This window comes from Mesorhizobium sp. ESP6-5 (assembly GCF_020164695.1).
GTDB classification, from domain to species: Bacteria; Pseudomonadota; Alphaproteobacteria; order Rhizobiales; family Rhizobiaceae; genus Mesorhizobium; species Mesorhizobium australicum.
Genome location: NZ_JAIUGR010000001.1, coordinates 260,011 through 281,406, shown reverse-complemented (window position 1 = coordinate 281,406; position 21,396 = coordinate 260,011). Strand labels below are relative to the sequence as shown.

General features: G+C 63.6%; 18 protein-coding genes. 15 read left to right on the top strand and 3 right to left on the bottom strand.

All coding sequences use genetic code 11. The features are described 5' to 3' along the window. Positions 1 to 250 precede the first annotated feature (250 nt). The 9 genes from LB524_RS01345 to LB524_RS01305 all read left to right on the top strand — a co-directional run bounded on the left by LB524_RS01345 (position 251) and on the right by LB524_RS01305 (position 11,340). Positions 251 to 2,047: an acetolactate synthase 3 large subunit gene (locus LB524_RS01345; RefSeq protein ID WP_140822173.1), complete on the top strand. Its 1,797-nt coding sequence runs from the start codon at positions 251 to 253 to the stop codon at positions 2,045 to 2,047. A 78-nt stretch (positions 2,048 to 2,125) separates the two neighbouring features. Next, complete coding sequence (ilvN, locus tag LB524_RS01340) at positions 2,126 to 2,701, top strand: acetolactate synthase small subunit (protein WP_013894763.1); 576 nt, start codon at positions 2,126 to 2,128, stop codon at positions 2,699 to 2,701. 425 nt (positions 2,702 to 3,126) lie between these two features. After that, complete coding sequence (locus LB524_RS01335) at positions 3,127 to 3,723, top strand: LysE family translocator (protein WP_015317294.1); 597 nt, start codon at positions 3,127 to 3,129, stop codon at positions 3,721 to 3,723. Positions 3,724 to 3,958: 235 nt separating this feature from the next. Further along, positions 3,959 to 5,236, top strand: coding sequence for an efflux RND transporter periplasmic adaptor subunit (locus LB524_RS01330; RefSeq protein WP_140822166.1), 1,278 nt, complete (start codon positions 3,959 to 3,961; stop codon positions 5,234 to 5,236). Continuing rightward, positions 5,233 to 8,394 carry an efflux RND transporter permease subunit gene (locus tag LB524_RS01325; protein ID WP_140660968.1) on the top strand — a complete coding sequence of 1,054 codons (3,162 nt, stop codon included), beginning with the start codon at positions 5,233 to 5,235 and terminating at the stop codon, positions 8,392 to 8,394. Before LB524_RS01330 ends, LB524_RS01325 begins: the two co-directional genes overlap by 4 nt. Before the next feature lie 78 nt (positions 8,395 to 8,472). Then, a complete protein-coding gene (gene nthA, locus LB524_RS01320; protein WP_015317297.1) occupies positions 8,473 to 9,078 on the top strand; it encodes a nitrile hydratase subunit alpha in 606 nt (201 codons plus the stop codon). Continuing rightward, complete coding sequence (gene nthB, locus LB524_RS01315) at positions 9,075 to 9,734, top strand: nitrile hydratase subunit beta (protein WP_140615756.1); 660 nt, start codon at positions 9,075 to 9,077, stop codon at positions 9,732 to 9,734. Before nthA ends, nthB begins: the two co-directional genes overlap by 4 nt. Continuing rightward, entirely contained in the window at positions 9,721 to 10,086 is a 366-nt protein-coding gene (locus LB524_RS01310; protein ID WP_015317299.1) for a nitrile hydratase accessory protein, read from the top strand. The genes nthB and LB524_RS01310 overlap by 14 nt, the downstream gene beginning before the upstream one ends. A gap of 126 nt (positions 10,087 to 10,212) precedes the next feature. Next, positions 10,213 to 11,340, top strand: a complete 1,128-nt coding sequence (locus tag LB524_RS01305) for an ATP-dependent RecD-like DNA helicase (protein WP_140714693.1) — start codon at positions 10,213 to 10,215, stop codon at positions 11,338 to 11,340. A 25-nt stretch (positions 11,341 to 11,365) separates the two neighbouring features. On the opposite strand, the gene LB524_RS01300 is transcribed toward LB524_RS01305, so the two are convergent. Further along, positions 11,366 to 11,794 carry an STAS/SEC14 domain-containing protein gene (locus LB524_RS01300; RefSeq protein WP_015317301.1) on the bottom strand — a complete coding sequence of 143 codons (429 nt, stop codon included), beginning with the start codon at positions 11,792 to 11,794 and terminating at the stop codon, positions 11,366 to 11,368. A 160-nt stretch (positions 11,795 to 11,954) separates the two neighbouring features. Here LB524_RS01300 and LB524_RS01295 point away from each other — a divergent pair, with 160 nt between their 5' ends. The 4 genes from LB524_RS01295 (at position 11,955) to LB524_RS01280 (ending at position 17,894) form a co-directional block, all read left to right on the top strand. Continuing rightward, complete coding sequence (locus LB524_RS01295) at positions 11,955 to 12,695, top strand: pyridoxine 5'-phosphate synthase (RefSeq protein WP_224523471.1); 741 nt, start codon at positions 11,955 to 11,957, stop codon at positions 12,693 to 12,695. A 96-nt stretch (positions 12,696 to 12,791) separates the two neighbouring features. Beyond that, entirely contained in the window at positions 12,792 to 14,705 is a 1,914-nt protein-coding gene (locus LB524_RS01290) for a potassium transporter Kup (protein ID WP_224523262.1), read from the top strand. A gap of 192 nt (positions 14,706 to 14,897) precedes the next feature. Continuing rightward, complete coding sequence (locus LB524_RS01285) at positions 14,898 to 16,817, top strand: potassium transporter Kup (protein ID WP_140660970.1); 1,920 nt, start codon at positions 14,898 to 14,900, stop codon at positions 16,815 to 16,817. 36 nt (positions 16,818 to 16,853) lie between these two features. Next, entirely contained in the window at positions 16,854 to 17,894 is a 1,041-nt protein-coding gene (locus tag LB524_RS01280; protein ID WP_224523260.1) for an SDR family oxidoreductase, read from the top strand. A gap of 35 nt (positions 17,895 to 17,929) precedes the next feature. Here the strand turns inward: LB524_RS01280 and LB524_RS01275 are convergent, their stop codons facing one another. Further along, a complete protein-coding gene (locus tag LB524_RS01275; protein WP_224523259.1) occupies positions 17,930 to 18,820 on the bottom strand; it encodes an SDR family oxidoreductase in 891 nt (296 codons plus the stop codon). 135 nt (positions 18,821 to 18,955) lie between these two features. On the opposite strand from LB524_RS01275, the gene LB524_RS01270 reads away from it, so the two are divergent. Then, positions 18,956 to 19,366 carry a winged helix-turn-helix transcriptional regulator gene (locus tag LB524_RS01270; protein WP_015317307.1) on the top strand — a complete coding sequence of 137 codons (411 nt, stop codon included), beginning with the start codon at positions 18,956 to 18,958 and terminating at the stop codon, positions 19,364 to 19,366. Between the two features lie 53 nt (positions 19,367 to 19,419). After that, a complete protein-coding gene (locus LB524_RS01265; protein ID WP_224523258.1) occupies positions 19,420 to 20,685 on the top strand; it encodes an FAD-dependent oxidoreductase in 1,266 nt (421 codons plus the stop codon). Here LB524_RS01265 and LB524_RS01260 read toward each other — a convergent pair. Beyond that, positions 20,633 to 21,370 carry a glutathione S-transferase family protein gene (locus LB524_RS01260; RefSeq protein ID WP_224523257.1) on the bottom strand — a complete coding sequence of 246 codons (738 nt, stop codon included), beginning with the start codon at positions 21,368 to 21,370 and terminating at the stop codon, positions 20,633 to 20,635. The two genes, LB524_RS01265 and LB524_RS01260, sit on opposite strands and share 53 nt — an antisense overlap. Between the last annotated feature and the right edge of the window lie 26 nt (positions 21,371 to 21,396).

Below are 21,396 nucleotides of genomic sequence, written 5' to 3'. Positions count from 1 at the left end.
GCGGAGCCGATCTCACGGCTGAGTGAATTCGTACGGTACCCCATTGACGACCCCGCGACTTCGCCTTTATGGTCCGCCACCATGAAAACGGCACTCATTCTCGTAGGAAGGCGCGTGGGCAAGGCGGTGTAACCGCCGGGCGAAAACCCCCCATGCGCAGACACAGGCTCCCTCGGGGGCCTTTTTTATTGCCTGAAACACGACTAAACGACCAGCAACGCCCAATGGCGGACAGTACGGGACCAGACCGATGAGCAATGGACAGAACGAGCGGCGCGAGATGGCAGGTAGGGAAATGACCGGCGCCGAAATGGTGGTGCAGGCGCTGAAGGACAATGGCGTCAAGCATGTCTTCGGTTATCCCGGCGGCGCCGTTCTCCCGATCTATGACGAGATCTTCCAGCAGGACGAGGTCGAGCACATCCTCGTGCGGCACGAACAGGGCGCCGGCCATGCGGCAGAGGGGTATGCGCGGTCGACCGGCAAGGCCGGCGTCATGCTGGTGACATCGGGTCCCGGAGCCACCAATGCGGTGACGCCGCTGCAGGATGCGCTGATGGATTCGATCCCGCTGGTCTGCCTGACCGGTCAGGTGCCGACCTCGCTCATCGGCTCCGATGCGTTCCAGGAATGCGACACGGTCGGCATTACGCGGCCCTGCACCAAGCACAACTGGCTGGTGAAGGACGTCAACGAACTCGCCGCGACCATCCACGAGGCCTTCCATGTCGCGACGACCGGCCGTCCCGGTCCGGTCGTGGTCGACATCCCGAAGGACGTGCAGTTCGCCAAGGGCTTTTATGTGCCGCCGCAGATCGCGCCGCGCACCAGCTACCAGCCCAAGGTCCAGGGCGACCTGGAGAAGATCAAGGCGGCGGTCGAACTGATGGCCGGCGCCAGGAAACCGGTGATCTATTCTGGCGGCGGTGTCATCAATTCCGGCCCGGAAGCGAGCCATCTCTTGCGCGAACTGGTCGACCTCACCGGTTTCCCGATCACCTCGACGCTGATGGGGCTCGGCGCCTACCCGGCGTCGGGCAAGAACTGGCTCGGCATGCTCGGCATGCACGGCACCTACGAAGCCAACATGGCCATGCATGACTGCGACGTCATGCTCTGCATCGGCGCGCGCTTCGACGACCGTATCACCGGCAGGCTGAATGCGTTCTCGCCGAACTCGCGCAAGATCCACATCGATATCGATCCGTCCTCGATCAACAAGAACGTCCACACCGAAGTGCCCATCATCGGCGATGTCGGGCGCGTGCTGGAAGACATGGTGCGGCTGTGGCGGGCAACCGCCAGGGCCGACAAGAAGGCGCTCTACCCCTGGTGGGAGCAGATCGCCAAATGGCGCGGGCGCGATTCCCTCGCCTTCAAGATGAACAACGACGTGATCATGCCGCAATACGCCATCCAGCGGCTGTACGAGCTGACCAAGGACATGGACACCTACATCACCACCGAGGTCGGCCAGCACCAGATGTGGGCGGCGCAGCATTATCATTTCGAGAAGCCGAACCGCTGGATGACCTCGGGCGGGCTGGGCACGATGGGCTACGGCCTGCCTGCCGCGCTCGGCGTGCAGATCGCGCATCCCGACGCGCTGGTCGTCGACATTGCCGGCGATGCTTCGGTGCAGATGACCATGCAGGAGATGAGCGCCGCCGTGCAGCACGACGCGCCGATCAAGATCTTCATCCTCAACAACCAGTATATGGGCATGGTGCGCCAGTGGCAGCAGCTGCTGCACGGCAATCGGTTGTCGCACTCCTACACCGAAGCGATGCCCGATTTCGTCAAGCTGGCCGAGGCCTATGGCGGCCATGGCATTCGCTGCGACAAGCCAGACGAACTGGATGACGCGATCAAGGAGATGATCTCGGTCAGGAAACCGGTGCTGTTCGACTGCCGCGTGGCGACGCTCGCCAACTGCTTCCCGATGATCCCGTCTGGCAAGGCGCATAACGAGATGCTGTTGCCGGACGAGGCCACCGACGAGGTAGTGGCCAATGCAATCGACGCCAAGGGCAGGGAACTGGTGTAGACGACGGACCGGGGCAGGGCTTGTCAAGATAAGCCGTGCGGAAACAGATAGTTAGATCAAGAATTTGAGATTCATGTCATGAACGCACAGCACCTTCAACCCACCGGTTCCGCCTACTTCATCGCCAAGGAAACGGAACGGCCGGAAAACCACACGCTTTCCGTGCTGGTCGATAACGAACCGGGCGTGCTCGCCCGGGTCATCGGCCTGTTTTCCGGGCGTGGCTACAACATCGAGAGCCTGACCGTCTCGGAAACCGAGCATGAAAAACACCTGTCGCGCATCACCATCGTGACGCGCGGCACGCCGCATGTGCTGGAGCAGATCAAGCATCAGCTCGAGCGCATCGTGCCGGTGCATCGCGTGGTCGATCTCACCGTGCGTTCGCACGAGTTCGGACAGGAGCGGCCGCTGGAACGGGAACTGGCGCTGGTCAAGGTTGCCGGCACCGGCGAGGCCCGGGTCGAGGCGCTCAGGCTCGCCGACGCGTTCCGCGCCAGCGTCATCGACGCCAACACCGAGCATTTTATCTTCGAGATCACCGGCAAGGGCTCCAAGCTCGACCAGTTCATCGCCATCATGAAGCCGCTCGGCCTGGTCGAGATCTGCCGCACCGGCGTGGCAGCCATGAACCGCGGCCCGCAGGGGATGTAGCAGTCATACGAAATTAAAGTTCAGCAATCACGGTCGGGCGAGGCGATCCGAAAAGCGAACTGAGACTTGGTGGCGCATGACCCCACGACAAGATCTGGTGATACATGTGATGATGTACGCACTGATCGCATACTCGATCTGGGTGCTTGCCCACGGCTGGGTGACGATGACAGTCCCAGCCTTACGAGGCAATGAATGGGTTGCCTATGCGGATAATCCAACCAGATTCTGGGACCTGATCTTCTTCCACGCGGGGTCCATTGTCATCTTCAGTTGGCTTCTCTGGGCTCTGAAGTATCGCCGTCGGAACTGACGCGCCGCTGGCCGTACAGGCGGATCACTGCGGCGCGCATTGGACCACTCGAATGACGTTGCGTCCGGCGCCCGGTCGATTTAAGTCAGTATTGCTGACCTTTGGAGCCGTCATGACCCTCGACGCCTTCCTTGCCCTGCTGCTCTACGCCCTGGTGACCTCGGTCACGCCGGGCCCGAACAACTTTATGCTGCTGGCGTCGGGCGTGAATTTCGGCATCGTGCGGACTATCCCGCATATGCTCGGCATCAGCATCGGATTTCTCGTCCTTTTGCTTGCCGTCGGCTTCGGGCTTGGGGCGGTGCTGACCGCGTTCCCCGCGCTGCACACCGGGCTTAAGATCGCCGGCGCCGTCTATCTGCTCTACCTGGCCTGGAAGATTGCCATGTCCCGCTCGCTCAGCGGCAAGGGCGAGACGGATGCGCGGCCGATGCGATTCATCGATGCGGCGGCCTTCCAGTGGGTCAACCCCAAGGCTTGGGTGATGGCAATCACCGCGATGGCCGTCTATACCAATCCCGAACGGCCATTCTTGTCCGTCATTCTGATCGGCGTGGCCTTCACCGTGGTCAATCTTCCCAGCGTCTCGGTCTGGGCCGGATTCGGCACGGCACTGCGCGGCTTCCTGTCCGACCCGGTGCGGTTGAAATGGTTCAACATCGCCATGGGCGTGCTGCTGGCGGCGACGCTTTGGCCGATGCTGCGCTAGATAAGGCTGCCCTCTCGGAGGCCATTTTTCCGAGCCCATCCGGCTTCCGGCTTTGAGGATAGCCGGCTGCACAGCTATTGTGCAGTGCACATTAAATCTTCGTAATGCCGTGTTTTGGCCCTTTTCCGACAAACCCGCGTCCTATCTATTCGGCGAAATCGCGGCAGTGAGCCGGGAATTGCGCTAGAATACGACCACCTGGCTATGGCGTGTCGGACGGAGAGGTCTTTTGTCGATGCGTGGAAAAGTCATGCTTTCATTGCTGGCGGTCGCCTGTGTCGGCGCGGCCTGGCTCTATCTGTCGCCGGACGCGCTGAACAAGGCTCAGCAGTTCCTCGGCGCAAAGCAGGTCGCCGCGACAGACAAGCCAGCGACCGACAAGCCAGCCACCGAAAAGCCAGCGACGGGGGACAAGGCGGCGGGTGGCGGCAACGGTGCCCGTTCGGCCTCGATCGTTTCGGCGACGGCGACGACCGCGGATTTCCCGATCCGCCGCTATGCCATTGGCTTCGTCTCCTCTCCGGCCGTGGTCAACATCAACGCGCGCGTCTCCAGCCAGATCGTGTCGATCGACGTCAAGGACGGGCAGATGGTGAAGGCGGGCGACCTCCTGTTCTCACTCGACGATCGGGCGCTGAAGGCGCAACTCGCCAAGGACCAGGCAGCGCTTGCCAAGGACCAGGCGCTGCTTGCCAGCTCGAACTCCGACCTTCAGCGCGCCAAGGACCTTGTCGCCAAGCAGGCCGGTACGCAGCAGACCTACGACCAGGCCGTTGCCGCGCAGAAGGCGGCGGCGGCGACCGTCGATGCCGACAAGGCGACGATCGACGCCGACAATGTCCAGCTTGGCTTTGCCACCATCACCGCGCCGATCGCCGGCAGGCTGGGTGCCGTGAATGTCGCCGTCGGCGACCTCGTCACCGTCAGCAACGGCAACAGCAGCACGGCGACGCCACTGGTAACCATCACCCAGATGGACCCGCTGCAGGTCAACTTCAATCTGCCGGAAAGCAACCTTGCGCTGCTTCACAAGGCGCTTGCCAATCCACAGCAGAACGCGGTGACGTTGATCCAGAACGGCGACCCGACGCCGATCGGCAAGGGTACGCTCGATTTCGTCGATTCCAGCGTCGACACCGCATCGGGCACGATCGCGACGCGGGCAAGCATTCCGAATGCCGATCTTTCCCTTTGGCCGGGCCAGTATGTGAATGTCGTGCTCGACGCCGGCATCATGCCGCGGATGACCTCGGTTCCGACCGTGGCGGTGCAGCCCAGCCAGAAGGGGCCGTTCGTGTACGTGGTCAAGCCGGACAGCACTGTCGAGATGCGGCCGGTGCAGGTGGCGCTGACCGAAGGCGCAAACAGCGCCATCAGTCAGGGGCTGAAAAGCGGCGAGAAGGTCGTCACCGAGGGCCAGACAAGGCTGAAGAACGGCGCCGCGGTGCATGAAGGCAAGGCGGCCGCGCCGAAGGTTGCCGAGGCGACCAACGCCGGCGAGGCGGCCCAATGATCTCCGAATTCTGTATCCGCAGGCCGGTCGCCACCCTTCTGATGTCGTTCGCCCTCGTGCTGGGCGGACTGTTCGCCTACAAATTCCTGCCGGTGGCGGCACTGCCGAGCGCCGAATTCCCGGTCGTCAACGTCTCGGCCTCGCTGCCCGGCGCTTCGCCGGAAACCATGGCCACGTCGGTGGCGACGCCGCTGATCAAGCAGTTCGCGACCATCGCCGGCATCGATTCCATTTCGACCACCAACTCGCTCGGCCAGACCTCGATCGCCATCCAGTTCGTGCTCAACCGCAACATCGACGCGGCCGCCGCCGACGTCCAGGCGGCGATCGCGCGCACGCAGAAATCGCTACCGCCGCAGATGACGGCGCCGCCAAGCTACCGCAAGGTCAATCCGGCCGATGCGCCGATCCTCTTGATGTCGCTGGTCAGCGACACGGTGCCGCTGACCGACCTCGATGCCTTCGCCGAAAACGTCATCTCGCCGTCGCTGTCGACCATCGACGGCGTCGCACAGGTCTCGATCTTCGGCCAGCAGAAATACGCGGTGCGCATCCAGATCGATCCGACCGCGCTTGCCGCGCGCGGCATCTCGATCGATCAGCTGCAGGCGGCGGTCGCGTCCGCCAACAGCAACACGCCGCTCGGCGTGCTGCAGAACAACAAGCAGCAGCTCACCATCACCGCCAACACGCAGCTTACCGACGCGGCCGGTTTCTCAAACCTCATCATCGCTACCAAGAACGGCCACCCGGTGCGGCTGGGCGAGGTGACCCGTGTCGTCGATTCGGTGCAGACCACCACGACCGCAAGCTGGTATGACGGTACCCGCGCGATCATCATGGCGGTGCAGCGCCAGCCGGACGCCAACACGGTCGACGTCGTCGACAAGGTCAAGGCGATGCTGCCGTCCTTCCAGGACCAGATGCCGGCCGCAGCCCAGATCAAGCTGCTCAACGACCGCTCGAGCTCGATCCGCCAGGCGGTCGACGACGTGCAGTTCACGCTGCTTTTGACCATCGCGCTGGTGGTGATGGTGATCTTCGTGTTCCTGCGTCGCGTCACGGCGACCATCATCCCGGCCGTGGCGGTGCCGATCTCGCTGATCGCCACGCTCGGCGCGATGTTCCTGTTCGGCTTTTCCATCGACAACATATCGCTGATGGGCCTGACGCTCGCCGTCGGCCTTGTCGTCGACGATGCCATCGTGATGCTCGAAAACATCTTCCGCCATATGGAAGAGGATGGGCTGTCGGCCTTCGACGCGTCGCTGAAGGGCGCGCGCGAAATCGGTTTCACCATCATCTCGATCTCGATCTCGCTGGTGGCTGTGTTCATCCCGGTGCTTCTGATGGGTGGCGTGATCGGGCGCATCTTCAACGAGTTCGCCGTCGTGGTGACCGTCGCCATCCTGGCCTCCATGTTCGTGTCGCTGACGCTGACGCCGATGTTGTGCTCGCGGCTGCTGTCGGTGACCAAGGCCGACCGCGAGGCACATGGTGCTGGCCACAAGCGCGATTTCCTCACGCGCGGCTACGATCGGATTCTGAGCTTCTGCCTGCGGCACACCTTCCTGGTGTTCCTCGTCTTCGTCGGCACCGCGGCAGCCTCGGTGTGGCTGATCGAGGTTTCGCCGAAGGGTTTCTTCCCGCAAGAAGATATCGGCCAGATTTCGGTGACCACCATCGCGCGCCAGGACATTTCGTTCGACGCCATGGCCAAGCTGCAAGGGCAGGTGGCCAGCGTGTTCTCGAAGTCACCCTATGTCGACCATGTGGCGTGGTCGGCGGGCAGCGGTAACAATGCGCTGAACCAGGGACAGCTCTTCGTCCAGCTCAAGGGCAAGGACCAGCGTCCCGATATCGAGAAGGTGCTTGCGGATCTGCGCAAGCAACTGGCCGGCGTGGCGGGCATCGAGACTTACATGCAGCCGGTGCAGAATCTGCGGCTCGGCTCGCGCTCGTCGGCCAGTGCCTACCAGCTTGTGGTTCAGGGCCTCGATACCGGCCTGACGGATCAGTGGGCGCAGAAACTGAATGACGCGATGGCGGCCGACCACACGACCTTCACCGACGTCACCAGCGACCTGCAGAACAACGCCTTGCAGGCGACGCTGGTGGTGGACCGCGACAAGGCCGCCCAACTCGGTATCGACACCGACACGCTGCGCTCGGCGCTTTATGGCGGGTTCGGCACCGACCAGGTTTCAACGATCTTCGGCTCGGCCGACAGTTACGAAGTCATCGCCGAACTCGATCCCAAGATCGAATGGTCGCCGGAGCGGATGCTTGCCATCCAGATGCGGACGGCGAGCGGCAGCCTGGTGCCGCTCGGCGCCTTCGCCAGGGTCGACCGCACGGCCGGAGCCTTGACGGTTAACCAGCTCGGCCAGCTTCCGGCGGTGACGATCTCCTACAACCTGCCGCAGGGCGTGGCGCTGGGCGACAGTGTGAAACGCATCGACGCGCTGAAAGAGCAGATCGGCATGCCGACGGCGATCTCGACGACCTTCGCCGGCACCGCCAAGACCTTCCAGGATTCGCTTGCCAACCAGGGCCTGCTGGTCGGCGGCGCCATCCTGACCATCTATATCGTGCTCGGCATTCTGTATGAGAGCTTCATCCACCCGCTCACCATTCTGACCGGCCTGCCGTCGGCTGTGCTCGGGGCGGTTGTCGCCTTGCGCTTCGCCGGCATGGATTTGTCCGTCATCGCGGTGATCGGCATCCTGATGCTGATCGGCATCGTCAAGAAGAACGGCATCATGATGGTCGACGTCGCGCTTGAACTGCGACGAGAGGGCATGTCGGCCACCGATTCCATCCACAAAGCCTGCCTGATGCGGTTCAGGCCGATCATGATGACGACGCTGGCGGCACTGATGGGCACGTTCCCGATCGCGCTCGGCACCGGCGCCAGCGCGGAACTGCGCCAGCCGCTGGGCGTTGCCGTCGTCGGCGGCCTGCTCGCCTCGCAGGCGCTGACCCTGTTCGTGACACCGGTGATCTACGTCTACATGGAGAATTTCTCGGGCTGGCTGGTCGGACTCATGCCGAAGCGCAAGGCCGAGTTGCACCTGGTCGAAGAGGGCGACCAGCCCTCGCTGTTCGGCACCAATGACGACATCCCCGGTGAGCCGCAGAAGACCGCCGCCGAGTAGCAGGTCGCCACGCACCCAGTTCCGCTGGCCCAAGCCGTGATACTTGCGGCCGGCGGATCGGAACTTTAGTTTGCCGTCATGTCCCACGATCATGACCACGACAACGAACTCGATCCGTTTGCCGCGCGTGTGCGCGCGCTGGAAACCATCCTGACCCGCAAGGGGCTGATCGATCCGGCTGCGATCGACGTCATCGTAGATACCTACGAGACGAAGATCGGTCCGCGCAACGGCGCCCGGGTGGTGGCCAAGGCCTGGAGCGATCCCGCTTTTGCCGCGTGGCTGAGGCGCGACGCGACGGCGGCGATCGAATCGCTGAGCTATACCGGTCGGCAAGGCGAGCATATGCAGGCGGTGTTCAACACCGGGAATACCCACAACCTCGTCGTCTGCACATTGTGCTCCTGTTATCCGTGGTCGGTGCTTGGCCTGCCGCCGGTGTGGTACAAGGCGCCGCCCTACAGGTCGCGCGCGGTGATCGATCCGCGCGGCGTGCTCGAGGAGTTCGGGCTGGTGCTGCCGGCCGGGACGAAGATACGCGTCTGGGATTCGACAGCGGAACTGCGCTATCTCGTCGTGCCGATGCGACCGGAGGGAACCGAAGGCTGGAGCGAGGAGCGGCTGGCCGAGCTGGTGAGCCGCGATGCCATGATCGGCACGGCTCTGGCGAGTCACCCGGCATGAACGGGCCGCAGGATCTCGGCGGACAGATGGGTTTCGGGCCGGTCGCGCCCGAACGAGACGAGCCGTATTTCCATGCCGACTGGGAGAGGCGGGCGCTCGGCTTGACGCTCTGCGCCGGCGGCATGGGCGCCTGGAACATCGACGAGAGCCGGCACGCACGGGAATCGCTGCATCCGGCCGATTATTATGGCTCCAGCTACTATCAGATATGGATCAAGGCGCTTGAGATCTTGCTCAAGCGGCATGGTTTCGTCAGCGAGCGCGACCTCGGGGCGGGCGAGGCGATTGATCCGGCGGCGACACCCAAAAGAGTGCTGAAGGCGGAAAACGTTCCCGCTGTGCTGGCCAAGGGCGGTCCTTGCGATCGGCCGGTGGAGACAGCGCCACGCTTCAAGGCCGGGGATTCTGTGCGGACGAAAAACTTCAACCCCACCGGCCATACCAGGCTGCCGCGCTATGCGCGCGACAAGCAGGGCACCATCGAGGCGGTGCGCGACGGCTTCGTCTTTCCCGACAGCAACGCGCATGGGCAGGGCGAGAATCCGCAATGGGTCTATACCGTGGTTTTCGATGGCACGGAAATCTGGGGCGAGGGCGCCGACCCGACACTGACCGTCTCGATCGACGCCTGGGAGAGCTATCTTGAGCCGGCCTGAAGCGAAGGGATCCGCCGCCAGTTTGCCCGCCGGCTTCGACGCACCGGTGTTCGCCGAGCCATGGCAGGCCGAAGCCTTCGCCATGACTGTGGCACTGCACGACAAGGGCCTGTTTTCGTGGAACGAATGGGCGGATGCCCTGTCAGCCGAGGTGAAGAAGCCGGATGCCGCGGCGGACGGCCATGACTATTACGAGCATTGGCTGGCGGCGCTGGAAGGGCTGCTCGCCTCCAAGGGGCTGGCTGCCAAGCCGGACGTCGATGCGATGGCGCGGGCCTGGGAGCGCGCCGCGCACGCCACGCCACACGGCAAGCCGATCCTGCTGGAGAACGATCCGCACGCTGCCAACTGAATTTTCGTTCCCTTTACGTTCTTGCTTGCGGCTGATAGCCTGAACAGCAGGGAAGTTCGCCACCGGCGTGTCGATGGTGGTGGCGGCGATCTTGTGTTTGCCACGCGAATCCGGTCACACGATCAGATGGAATTTTCACCCCAACAAGATGAGGCGCTGCAAGCGGTCGCCCGCTGGCTGAAGACCGGCACGCCGCAGCTGTTCCGGCTGTTTGGCTATGCCGGCACCGGCAAGACGACGCTGGCGCGCTATTTCGCCGAACATGTCGACGGCCAGGTGCAGTTCGCAGCCTTCACCGGCAAGGCCGCCCAGGTGCTGCGCTCCAAGGGCGCGGTCAACGCCCGCACCATCCATTCGCTGATCTACCGGCCCAAGGGCGAGGAATCGGTGGCCGACGAGGTCACCGGCAAGACCTCGATGTCGCCAACCTTCTCACTCAACCGGCAGAGCCCGATCTCGCGCGCCAAACTGGTCGTCATCGACGAGTGCTCGATGGTCGACGAGCAGCTTGGCCGTGACCTGATGAGTTTCGGCACGCCGATCCTGGTGCTGGGCGACCCCGGCCAGTTGCCGCCGATCTCGGGTGGCGGCTTCTTCACCGACCATGAGCCAGACTTCCTGCTGACCGAGATCCACCGGCAGGCGCGCGACAATCCGATCCTGCGGCTGGCGCTCGATGTGCGCGAGGGCCGCGAATTCATGCGCGGCGACTACGGCACTGCGAAGGTGATCGGCAAGGAAGACGTCAACCAGGAACTGGTGCTGAGAGCGGACCAGGTGCTGGTCGGCACCAACCGCACGCGGCGGCGCTACAACCAGCGCCTGCGCGAGCTCAAGGGCTTCAATGCCGATTATCCGCAAGCCGGCGACAAGCTGGTGTGCCTGCGCAACGATCCCGCCAAGGGCTTGCTCAACGGCTCGCTGTGGAAGGTGATGACCTCGTCGCGCGAGACGGTCAAGCCCGGGATCAATCTTCTGGTTTCGCCCGAGGAGGACGATCCGGATCGCGGCGTCGCGAAAATCAAGTTGCTGAAGGCGGCGTTCGAGGATCCTGACGCCGAAATCCCTTGGCAGCAGAAGAAGCGCTTCGACGATTTCGACTATGGCTATGCGCTGACGGTGCACAAGGCGCAGGGCTCGCAGTGGAACGAGATCGTGCTATTCGACGAGAGCTGGGCCTTCAAGGAAACGCGCCAGCGCTGGCTTTACACAGCTATCACCCGGGCCGCCGAACGCCTGACCATCGTCAGGTAGAAGGGGGGTAGCCGGGAGAACCGTTTCATCCTCTTTCTGGAGCGGCGGTCGCCTCCTCACTCGTCGGCCGCGCGCCGAGCCATTCCCAGGCAGCGGCTTCGTCCTCGATCTTGAAATGCCTGAATTCGACGGGCGAGGAAGCCGGCAAGGCGTGTCGTGCATTCGGCGTCCAGTCAGGGGCGCCGATCGCCGCGCAACGGCCAATATGTTCCAATGCATGGACGGCACCCTTCTTGATGGTCTCGTCCGAGATGTCGGCCCAGTCGACGCCCTCATGATCGACTATGCGCACGGCCACGTCGATTTTCTGATGGAGCAAATAGGCCGCCTCCAGCAGGCCGAACAGGTTTTCGGCATCGGCGGCCGAGACATGGCCGACCACATCGATGGCAAAGAGGTCGTCGCGGCTGGTCTCGATGCGGCGGATCGCCGGCACGGATTGGAGGAAATTCAAGGTGGTGCCTCCCTTTCGTGGAGTATGTTGGTCTTCTGGAACACCGGAAAGGCCCTATCTGTTCCCGTCAAAGACGCTATAGATGCGCCGTCTCAAATGCGCCGTGCCGGAACGAATGAGCGTGGCGCGCCTCGATCGCCTGTTTCACGGACGCCAAACCATGCCAGCCAAGCTTTCCGTCAACCTCAACGCCATCGCCATGCTGCGCAACCGGCGCGACCTGCCGTGGCCCAATGTGATCGCTGTCGGACGCCTCGCCCTTGCCGCCGGAGCGCATGGGCTGACGGTGCATCCGCGCCCCGACGAACGTCACACAAGGCATTCCGACCTGCCCGAGATCAGGGCGCTGATCGACGACGAGTTCCCGCAGGCGGAATTCAACATCGAGGGCTACCCAAGCGAGGATTTCCTGGCGCTGGTGGAGAAGCATCAGCCCGAACAGGTGACGCTTGTGCCCGACGATCCCTCCCAGGCAACCTCCGACCATGGCTGGAACTTCGTCACCGATGCGGCGTTGCTGACGCCGATCGTCAGACGCCTGAAGAAGGGTGGTTTCAGGGTCTCGCTGTTTTCCGATGCCGACCCCGCCGGCATGGCGGCCGCGCGCGACACGGGCGCCGATCGTATCGAACTCTATACCGGCCCTTATGGCAGCTACCATTCCGATTCAGGTAGGGCGGCCAAAGAACTGGAAAGATTGGGAAAAACCGCTGACGCGGCATTTGCCGCCGGTCTCCAGGTCAATGCCGGGCACGATCTGACGGTGGCCAATCTGCCCGCGCTGGCCAGGCGCATTCCGGCATTGGCCGAAGTGTCGATCGGACATGGGTTGACAGCCGACGCGTTGGAGTATGGCATGGCCGGCACAGTGGGCCGGTTCCTCAGGGCCTGCGGTTGGTAGGGGGCAATGCTTCGTATTGGTATGGCAGCCATCGCGTGCATTTGATATCGTATCGCAGCATGCATAAAGCACCGCGCGCTTATCGGAGAGTGGTCGATGGCCCTTGCCAATAGCGGGAGCGAAGCTGAAACCGTCGAGCAATCGAGCCATGCCGGGGTCGAGCAGCACAGCACCAAGGTTCTCATGCTGGGCGCACTCGGCGTTGTCTATGGCGACATAGGCACAAGTCCGATCTACGCCTTTCGCGAGGCGCTTCACGCTTCGCCCGGCATCGATACGCGCGTTCACGTGCTTGGCGTGCTGTCGCTGATCGTCTGGGCGCTGACGATCATCGTGACCGTCAAATACGTTGCCTTCGTGCTTCGTGCCGACAACAAGGGCGAAGGCGGCACGCTGTCGCTGATGTCATTGGCACGCAGCGCCTATCCCAAAGGCGCTCGACTGATTCTGGTGATCGGTCTTTGCGGCGCGGCGCTGTTTTTCGGCGATTCGATCATAACGCCGGCCATCTCGGTGCTGTCGGCGGTCGAAGGCCTCACCGTGGTCACCCCAACGCTCGACGCCTATGTCGTGCCGATCACGCTGGTCATCCTTGCCATCCTGTTCTCCGTGCAACGCTTCGGCACGGGAAAGGTGGCGGCGGTGTTCGGGCCGGTGACGGCGCTGTGGTTCCTGGCCATCGGCGTTGCCGGCATCTATCACTTGATGGACGATCCATCGATCCTGCTTGCCATCAATCCCTATTACGCGGTCATTTATCTGGCCAGCACACCGACCGCCGCCTTTCTCACCGTCGGCGCCGTGTTCCTGGCGGTAACCGGGGCCGAGGCGCTTTATGTCGATCTCGGCCATTTCGGACGCAAGCCGATCGTGCTGGCATGGTTTTCCGTGGTTTTCCCCTGCCTGCTGCTCAACTATTTCGGGCAGGGCGCCTTTGTGCTCGCCAATGACGGAAAACCGACCAATCCGTTCTTCCAGATGCTGCCTGACTGGGCACTGATGCCGATGGTGGGACTTGCAACGGCCGCGACGGTCATTGCCAGCCAGGCGGTCATTTCAGGAGCTTTTTCGCTGACCCGCCAGGCGGTGCAGCTCAATCTTCTGCCGCGCATCGAGGTGCAGCATACCTCGGAAATGCAGTCCGGGCAGATCTACATGCCGCGCGTCAACCTGCTCATAGCAATGGGTGTGATGCTGCTGGTGGTCGGTTTCGGCAGTTCGAGTTCGCTGGCTTCCGCCTACGGCATCTCGGTGACCGGCGAAATGCTGATGACGACGATCCTGCTGTTCGTGGTGATGCGCAAGATGTGGAAATGGAAGCTGGCGCTCGCCCTGGCGCTGACCTTGCTGTTCGGCGTCATCGACAGCGGCTTCTTCCTGGCCAATGTCGTGAAGATCGTGGAAGGCGGCTGGGTCTCGATCACCGTTGCCTGCCTGATGGGACTGATCATGTGGACGTGGATACGCGGCACCCGCTATCTCTTCGACAAGACCCGCCGCAACGAAATCCCGCTCGATTTCCTCGCCGGCAATCTGCTGAAGAAGAAGCCGCAGCTGGTGTCCGGCACCGCGGTGTTCCTGACCAGCGATCCCTTGAGCGCGCCGACCGCCCTGATGCACAGCCTCAAGCACTACAAGGTGCTGCACGAGCAGAACGTCATCCTTTCGGTGGTGACCGCGCCGCAGCCCGTCGTGCCCGACAGCGAACGCGTCAAGATGGAGACGGTCAACGAGTTGTTCATGCGGGTGACGCTGACCTTCGGCTACATGGAACAGCCCAACATCCCGCGCGCGCTGGCGATCTGCCGCAAGCAGGGCTGGAAATTCGACATCATGACGACGTCGTTCTTCCTGTCGCGGCGGTCGCTGAAAGCCTCGCCCAATTCAGGCATGCCGGTGTGGCAGGACAGGCTGTTCATCGGACTGGCGCGCTCGGCGGCCGACGCGACGGAGTATTTCCAGATCCCGACCGGCCGCGTCGTTGAAATCGGCACGCAGGTCGCCATTTAACAGACGTGCTCGCCGGCCCGCAGGTTTTGCCATGGGTCCGGACATGAGCCCGCGAATGTCGCATTGACCGGCATTCGCTCGAAGTCGCCCACAAGAAGCCGCGCGCTGCCAACATGAGTGCCATAACGTTACGGCACTTGATATTGCAGTGCAGCAAGCGTAGAGCACCGCGCGTTTATCGGAGTGTCGTACATGGCCCTTGCCAGTGCTGGTAGTGAGGCAGAACCCGTCGACCAATCGAGCCATCCCGAAATCGAGCAGCACAGCACCAAGGTGTTGATGCTGGGCGCGCTCGGCGTGGTCTATGGCGATATCGGCACCAGCCCGATCTATGCTTTCCGCGAGGCGCTGGTCGCGTCGTCGGGCGGGCAAGTTGCCGACCGTGGCGACATTCTTGGCGTTTTGTCGCTGATCATCTGGTCGCTGACGATCATCGTCACCATCAAATACATCATGTTCGTGCTGCGGGCCGACAATCGCGGCGAGGGCGGAGTGCTGTCGCTGATGGCGCTGGCGCGCGGCAGTTTTCCGAAACGCTCGGCGCTGATGCTCGGCATCGGCATCGTCGGCGCTTCGCTGTTTTTCGGCGACGCCGTCATCACGCCGGCGATTTCGGTGCTGTCGGCGGTCGAGGGCATGAATGTCGTCACCCCCACCTTCCAACCTTACGTCGTGCCACTGACGCTGGTCATCCTCGCCATGGTGTTCGCTGTTCAGCGTTTCGGCACCGGTGGCGTCGGGCTGGTCTTCGGCCCGGTGACCGCGATCTGGTTCCTGGCCATCGGCCTTTCCGGTCTCAAGCACATCATCGCCGATCCGGAGATCCTGTGGGCAGTCAGCCCGCACTATATCGTCGCTTTCCTGATCCATTCGCCCGATGTGGCTTTCGTCACCATCGGCGCCATCTTCCTTGCCGTCACCGGCGCGGAGGCGCTTTACGCCGATCTCGGCCATTTCGGCCGCAAACCCATCGTGCTCGCCTGGCTCTCGATCGTGTTCCCCTGCCTGCTGTTGAACTATGCCGGGCAAGGCGCCTTCGTGCTGGCGAAGAACGGCGTGGTCGGCCATCCGTTCTTCGAAATGAACGAGGGTTGGGCGCTGATCCCGATGGTGGTGCTGGCGACGGCGGCGACGGTCATTGCCAGCCAGGCGGTCATTTCAGGGGCTTTTTCGCTGACCCGCCAGGCGGTGCAGCTCAACATGCTGCCCAGGCTCCAAATCCTGCACACGTCGGAAAAGCAGTCCGGCCAGATCTACATGCCGCGCGTCAACCTGCTGCTGGCGCTGGTGGTGATGATGCTGGTGGTCGGCTTCGGCGAGTCCAGCAAGCTGGCCTCCGCCTACGGCATCTCGGTGACCGGCAACATGCTGGTGACGACGGTGCTGCTTTATGTGGTCATGACCCGTATCTGGAAGTGGAAGCTGTCGGTGGCGGTCCCGCTGACCGTGCTGTTCGCTTTCATCGATGTCGGCTTCTTCGCCTCCAACATCGTCAAGGTGTTCGAAGGCGGCTGGGCGTCGCTGGTGGTGGCCTTCACCATCGTGCTGGGCATGTGGACCTGGGTGCGTGGCAGCCGCTATCTCTTCGACAAGACCCGCCGCAACGAAATCCCGCTCGATTTCCTCGCCGGCAATCTGCTGAAGAAGAAGCCGCAGCTGGTGTCCGGCACCGCGGTGTTCCTGACCAGCGATCCCTTGAGCGCGCCGACCGCCCTGATGCACAGCCTCAAGCACTACAAGGTGCTGCACGAGCAGAACGTCATCCTTTCGGTGGTGACCGCGCCGCAGCCCGTCGTGCCCGACAGCGAACGCGTCAAGATGGAGACGGTCAACGAGTTGTTCATGCGGGTGACGCTGACCTTCGGCTACATGGAACAGCCCAACATCCCGCGCGCGCTGGCGATCTGCCGCAAGCAGGGCTGGAAATTCGACATCATGACGACGTCGTTCTTCCTGTCGCGGCGGTCGCTGAAAGCCTCGCCCAATTCAGGCATGCCGGTGTGGCAGGACAGGCTGTTCATCGGCCTGGCGCGCACGGCGGCCGACGCGACCGAATATTTCCAGATCCCGACCGGGCGTGTGGTAGAAATCGGCACGCAGGTGGCGATCTGACGAGGTCGATCGCCTCGGCCTGACGGGGAGGTGGCCATGGGCGGCGAATTGGTGCTTGTCACCGGCGGATCGGGTTTCCTCGGCGCGCACTGTATTCTTGCCCTGTTGAAGGCGGGCTATCGCGTGCGCACGACGGTGCGCGCCGCCAAGCGTGAAGCCGACGTTATCGCCATGCTCGAGGCCGGCGGCGGCGAGCCGGGCGACAGGCTTTCCTTTGCCATCGCCGACCTCATGAGCGATGCCGGCTGGCCCGACGCTGTCGCCGGCTGCGACTATGTCCTGCATGTCGCGTCACCATTTCCGCCCGGCGCGCCGAAGCATGAGGACGACCTAATCATCCCGGCTCGAGAAGGCGCGTTGCGCGTGCTCAGGGCGGCGCGAGACGCTGGCGTCAAACGCGTCGTGCTGACCTCGTCCTTCGCCGCCATCGGCTATGGCAAGATGCCGCCCGGCGGCCGGCCTTTCACCGAGGAGAGCTGGACCGATCCGACGACCAAGGTCAGCGCCTATGTGAAATCGAAGACGCTCGCCGAGCGCGCGGCCTGGGATTTCATCGCCGCCGAGGGTGGCAAGCTGGAGTTGGCCGTCGTCAATCCGGTCGGCATTTTCGGACCAGTGCTCGGGTCCGACCATTCGACCTCCACCGAATTTGTTCAGCGCATGATGAACGGTGCGATGCCTGGGTTGCCGCGCCTGTCGTTCGGCGTGGTCGACGCGCGCGACGTGGCGGACCTGCATGTGCGCGCAATGACCAATCCCGCCGCCAGTGGCGAGCGCTTCCTGGCCGTTGCCGGCGATTTCATGACCGTGCGGGAGATCGCCCAGACGGTGAAAACGCGGCTCGGCGCGGCCGCCTCGCGGGTCACGACCCGGGAGCTTCCCGATTGGTTGGTGCGGGTGGTGGGGCTGTTCAACGCGGAAGCCGCGCAACTCGTGACGGAACTCGGCAAGGTCAAGAATGCCACCAACGCCAAGGCGGTGCGCATGCTCGGCTGGGCGCCGCGCTCGCGCGAGGACGCGCTGGCCGCCACCGCCGAAAGCCTGGTCCGGCTCGGGCTGGTCAAGACCCCGAAATAGCGCGGCGGGAGAAAGAACTTCCCGCCGCGCTGACATCAACCCGCCAGTGCGGCCTTGTTGGCCTCGAGGAACTGCTTCAGCGGTACCGATTTCCGACCGGAAAGTGTCTCGACCGAATCCGTTACCATGCCAAGGTCGCCGGCGCGCGTGGCGGCGTCGAAGGACACCAGGAGCCTGGCGATCGGCTCGGGCAGCCCGGCTGCCTTCATGCCTTCGGTCAGCGCTTCATCGGAGAGCTGGACGACCTGGATCGGCTTGCCTGTGACTTCGGTGACGAGCACGGCGACTTCGGCTGATGTGTAGGCCTCGGGGCCAGTCAGCGTGTAAGTCGTGCTTTCGGTGTTATCCGAAGCCAGCCCCGCGGCTATGGCCGCGGCGAGGTCGTCACGCGCGCCATAGGAAATCGCGCCGTCGGCCGCCGACGTATACCATTGGCCCGATGCGAGGATTTGCGGCATCGCCATGAACAGGTTCTCGTCGTACCAGCCGTTGCGGAAGATCGTGTAGGGAATGCCGCTGGCCTTGATCGCCTGCTCGGTGTCGTAATGATCGGGGGCAAAGAGCACGGCGGAACCGGGTTCGGTGTTGGGCAACGAGGTGTAAAGCAGGTGGCCAACGCCAGCCTGCCTGGCCGCCGCGACGGCGGCAAGCTGCTGCTCGCGCCGCTTTCCCTGGATCGCCAGCTCGTTGGTCGAAATGATGAGCGCCCGGTCGGCGCCCGCGAAGGCTTGGGCAAGCGAGGCCCGATCGTCGAAATCGGCCCCGCGAACGGTGACGCCGCGCGCCGACAGGTCGGCAAGATTGGCGGGCGTGCGGGTCGTGGCGATGATCCGGGCCGCCGGCACCTCGAACGTGTCCAGCAGATGGTTGATGACGCTGCGGCCGAGCTGGCCGGACGCGCCGGTGACGAGAAGAATTGCGGTCATGGGGGATACTGACATTGCGCCGGAAGGGCGGTTCGGGTGGTGGTCTCAAAAAGAGACCAGCACTAAAATAGGAATTGACCCGGTGCCGTAAAGAAGGCAGTTTTTGGGGAGGTAGGCACACGCAGGGAACCAGCCATGGACAGCCGGACCGTCAATCTGAAATCCAAACTCGAAGTCTACAAAGCGATGACCGACGGCGGAAACATTGCCGATTGCCCGGTCCGCGACGTCATCCAGGGCCTCAATGGCAAATGGAGTTCGCTGCTGACGGCGGCGCTGGCCGAGCAGCCTTATCGCTTCGGCGAGCTGCGGCGGCTGGTTCCCGATATCTCGCAGCGCATGTTGACCCAGACGCTCTACGATCTGCAGCGCGACGGCTATGTGCGCCGCGAGGTGTTTCCGACCAAGCCGCCCAGCGTCGAATACAGCCTGACCGACCTTGGGCGATCGATGTTCGACGCTTTGCAGTATCTGCTGCAGTGGGCCGAAAACAACCATGACGCAGTGCGCGGCGCGCGGACTGCCTTCGATTCGACGCAGGCTTGACCAGCAGGCTAGCGCTCGGCGTCGCGACTTGATTTCGTCCGGCGGCTGAAGGATTGTCCCGGCCAGTTCGGCTTGGGGGCAGCGGCATTCCCTACGATATCGCAATCGCCGGCGCTGGTCCGGCCGGGCTCGCCGCGGCGCTCTATCTCAAGCGCGCCGGCCACCGCGTCACCATCTTCGAGCGCTTCGAGGAACCGAGGCCGGTCGGCTCTGGGCTGATCCTGCAGCCGACCGGGCTGACGGTGCTCGCCGATCTCGGCCTGCTCGACGACATCATGGCGCTGGGCAGCAGGATCGACCGGCTGCATGGCGTCGATGCGTCGAGCGGCCGCACCGTGCTCGATGTCCGCTACGATGCCCAGCGCGGCAACCGTTTCGGCCTGGCGGTACACAGGGCCGCCCTGTTCGGCGTACTCTTTCGCGCTGCCCGGCGCGAGGCGATCCCCATCGAGACCGGCGTCGAAATCGAGGCCCTGGAGACCGGCGAGCGGGTCACGCTGATCCGAGGCAACGGCCGAAGGGAAGGGCCATTCGATCTGATTGTCGACGCCAGCGGCGCGCGCTCGAAGCTGCGGCGGTGCGCCGGTAGTGCCGAAGCGCCACGGCCACTCACCTATGGCGCGTTCTGGGCATCGCTCGGCTGGCGCGGCGAGGGCTTTGACGAGCACGCGCTCTTGCAGCGCTACGACAAGGCCAGCGTGATGATCGGCGTGCTGCCGATCGGCCGGCCGGAACCGGGTGCCGAAAGGATGGCGGCCTTCTTCTGGAGCCTGAAACCGGCGGATGCCGATGTAGTCCGCAGCCTCGGCATCGATGCCTGGAGGGAGCGGGTGGTGCGGCTGTGGCCACGGGCCGAGGCGTTCACCAGCCAGATCGACAGTTTCGACCAGCTCTCGCTGGCCCGCTACGGCCATCACACGATGAAGTTTCCGGTTTGCCGGCGGCTGGCCGTGATCGGCGACGCCGCCCATTCGACCAGCCCGCAGCTTGGCCAGGGCGCCAACATGGCGCTGCTCGACGCCGCGGCACTTAGCTATGCGCTGGCGCGAGCGGACGGCGTGGAGACAGCGCTGGAAGTCTATGCGCGAGCGCGGCGCCGGCATGTCAGGGTCTTTCAGGCACTGTCGCTGGCGTTCACGCCCTTCTACCAGTCGGATTCGGTGGCGCTGCCCTTCATCCGCGACAGGCTGGTGGCGACGATCGCCAAGATCCCGCCGGCGCCGCGGTTCCTGGCCTCCATGGTCGCCGGCACGGTGATCGATCCGTTCAGGCGGGCTGGGCTTGCCGAAGCGCTATGGCCGGATCGCCTTGCCGAATGAGGCTCGATAGAAATGATCCCTTCGCCCGCAGGAAGGCATGCAGGCGCTGCGGATAGTCCGGCGCCACGGCCTGCCTGATCGACGGACGGTCACTCAACGCACTGCGCCAAGCCTGGACAAGCGGCTTGCCGTCAAGAATGCCGAAATCGCCGATCCGATCGAAGGCGTCCAGGTAGCGGAAGACCGGACCGTAAACGGCATCGACGAGGGAAAAGCGATTGCCAGCGAACCATGGCCCGCTCCGCCCGGCGCCGCCCGGCAGTTCAGCCTCAACACGGTCGAACATTGCCGACAGCGCGCTGGCTTCGGCGAGGAAGCCGGCCTCGCTCGGCGCTGAATAGAACCGGCCGATGGTGTTGAGGATGGCTGAGCCATACTCGATCCAGGCGCGGTGCCGGGCGCGTGCATAGGGGTCGGCGGGGTGGAGGGGATTGGCCTGCGTTTCCTCGAGGAATTCGAGGATGACCGCGGATTCGAAGATTATCGTCTCGTCGCCATTTTGCCGTACGCACAGCAATGGCACCTTGCCGAGCGGCGAGATCGCCTTGAACCAGTCCGGTTTGTCGGCAAGGTCGATGTCGATCCGCTCGAACGGCACGCCTTTCTCGGCCAGCGAAATCGCGGCGCGCTGGACATAGGGGCAGAGCGGATGGCTGACGAGAACAAGGGTGTCGGCGGGTTTCATAGGAATGTGCCTTTCGATATCGATGC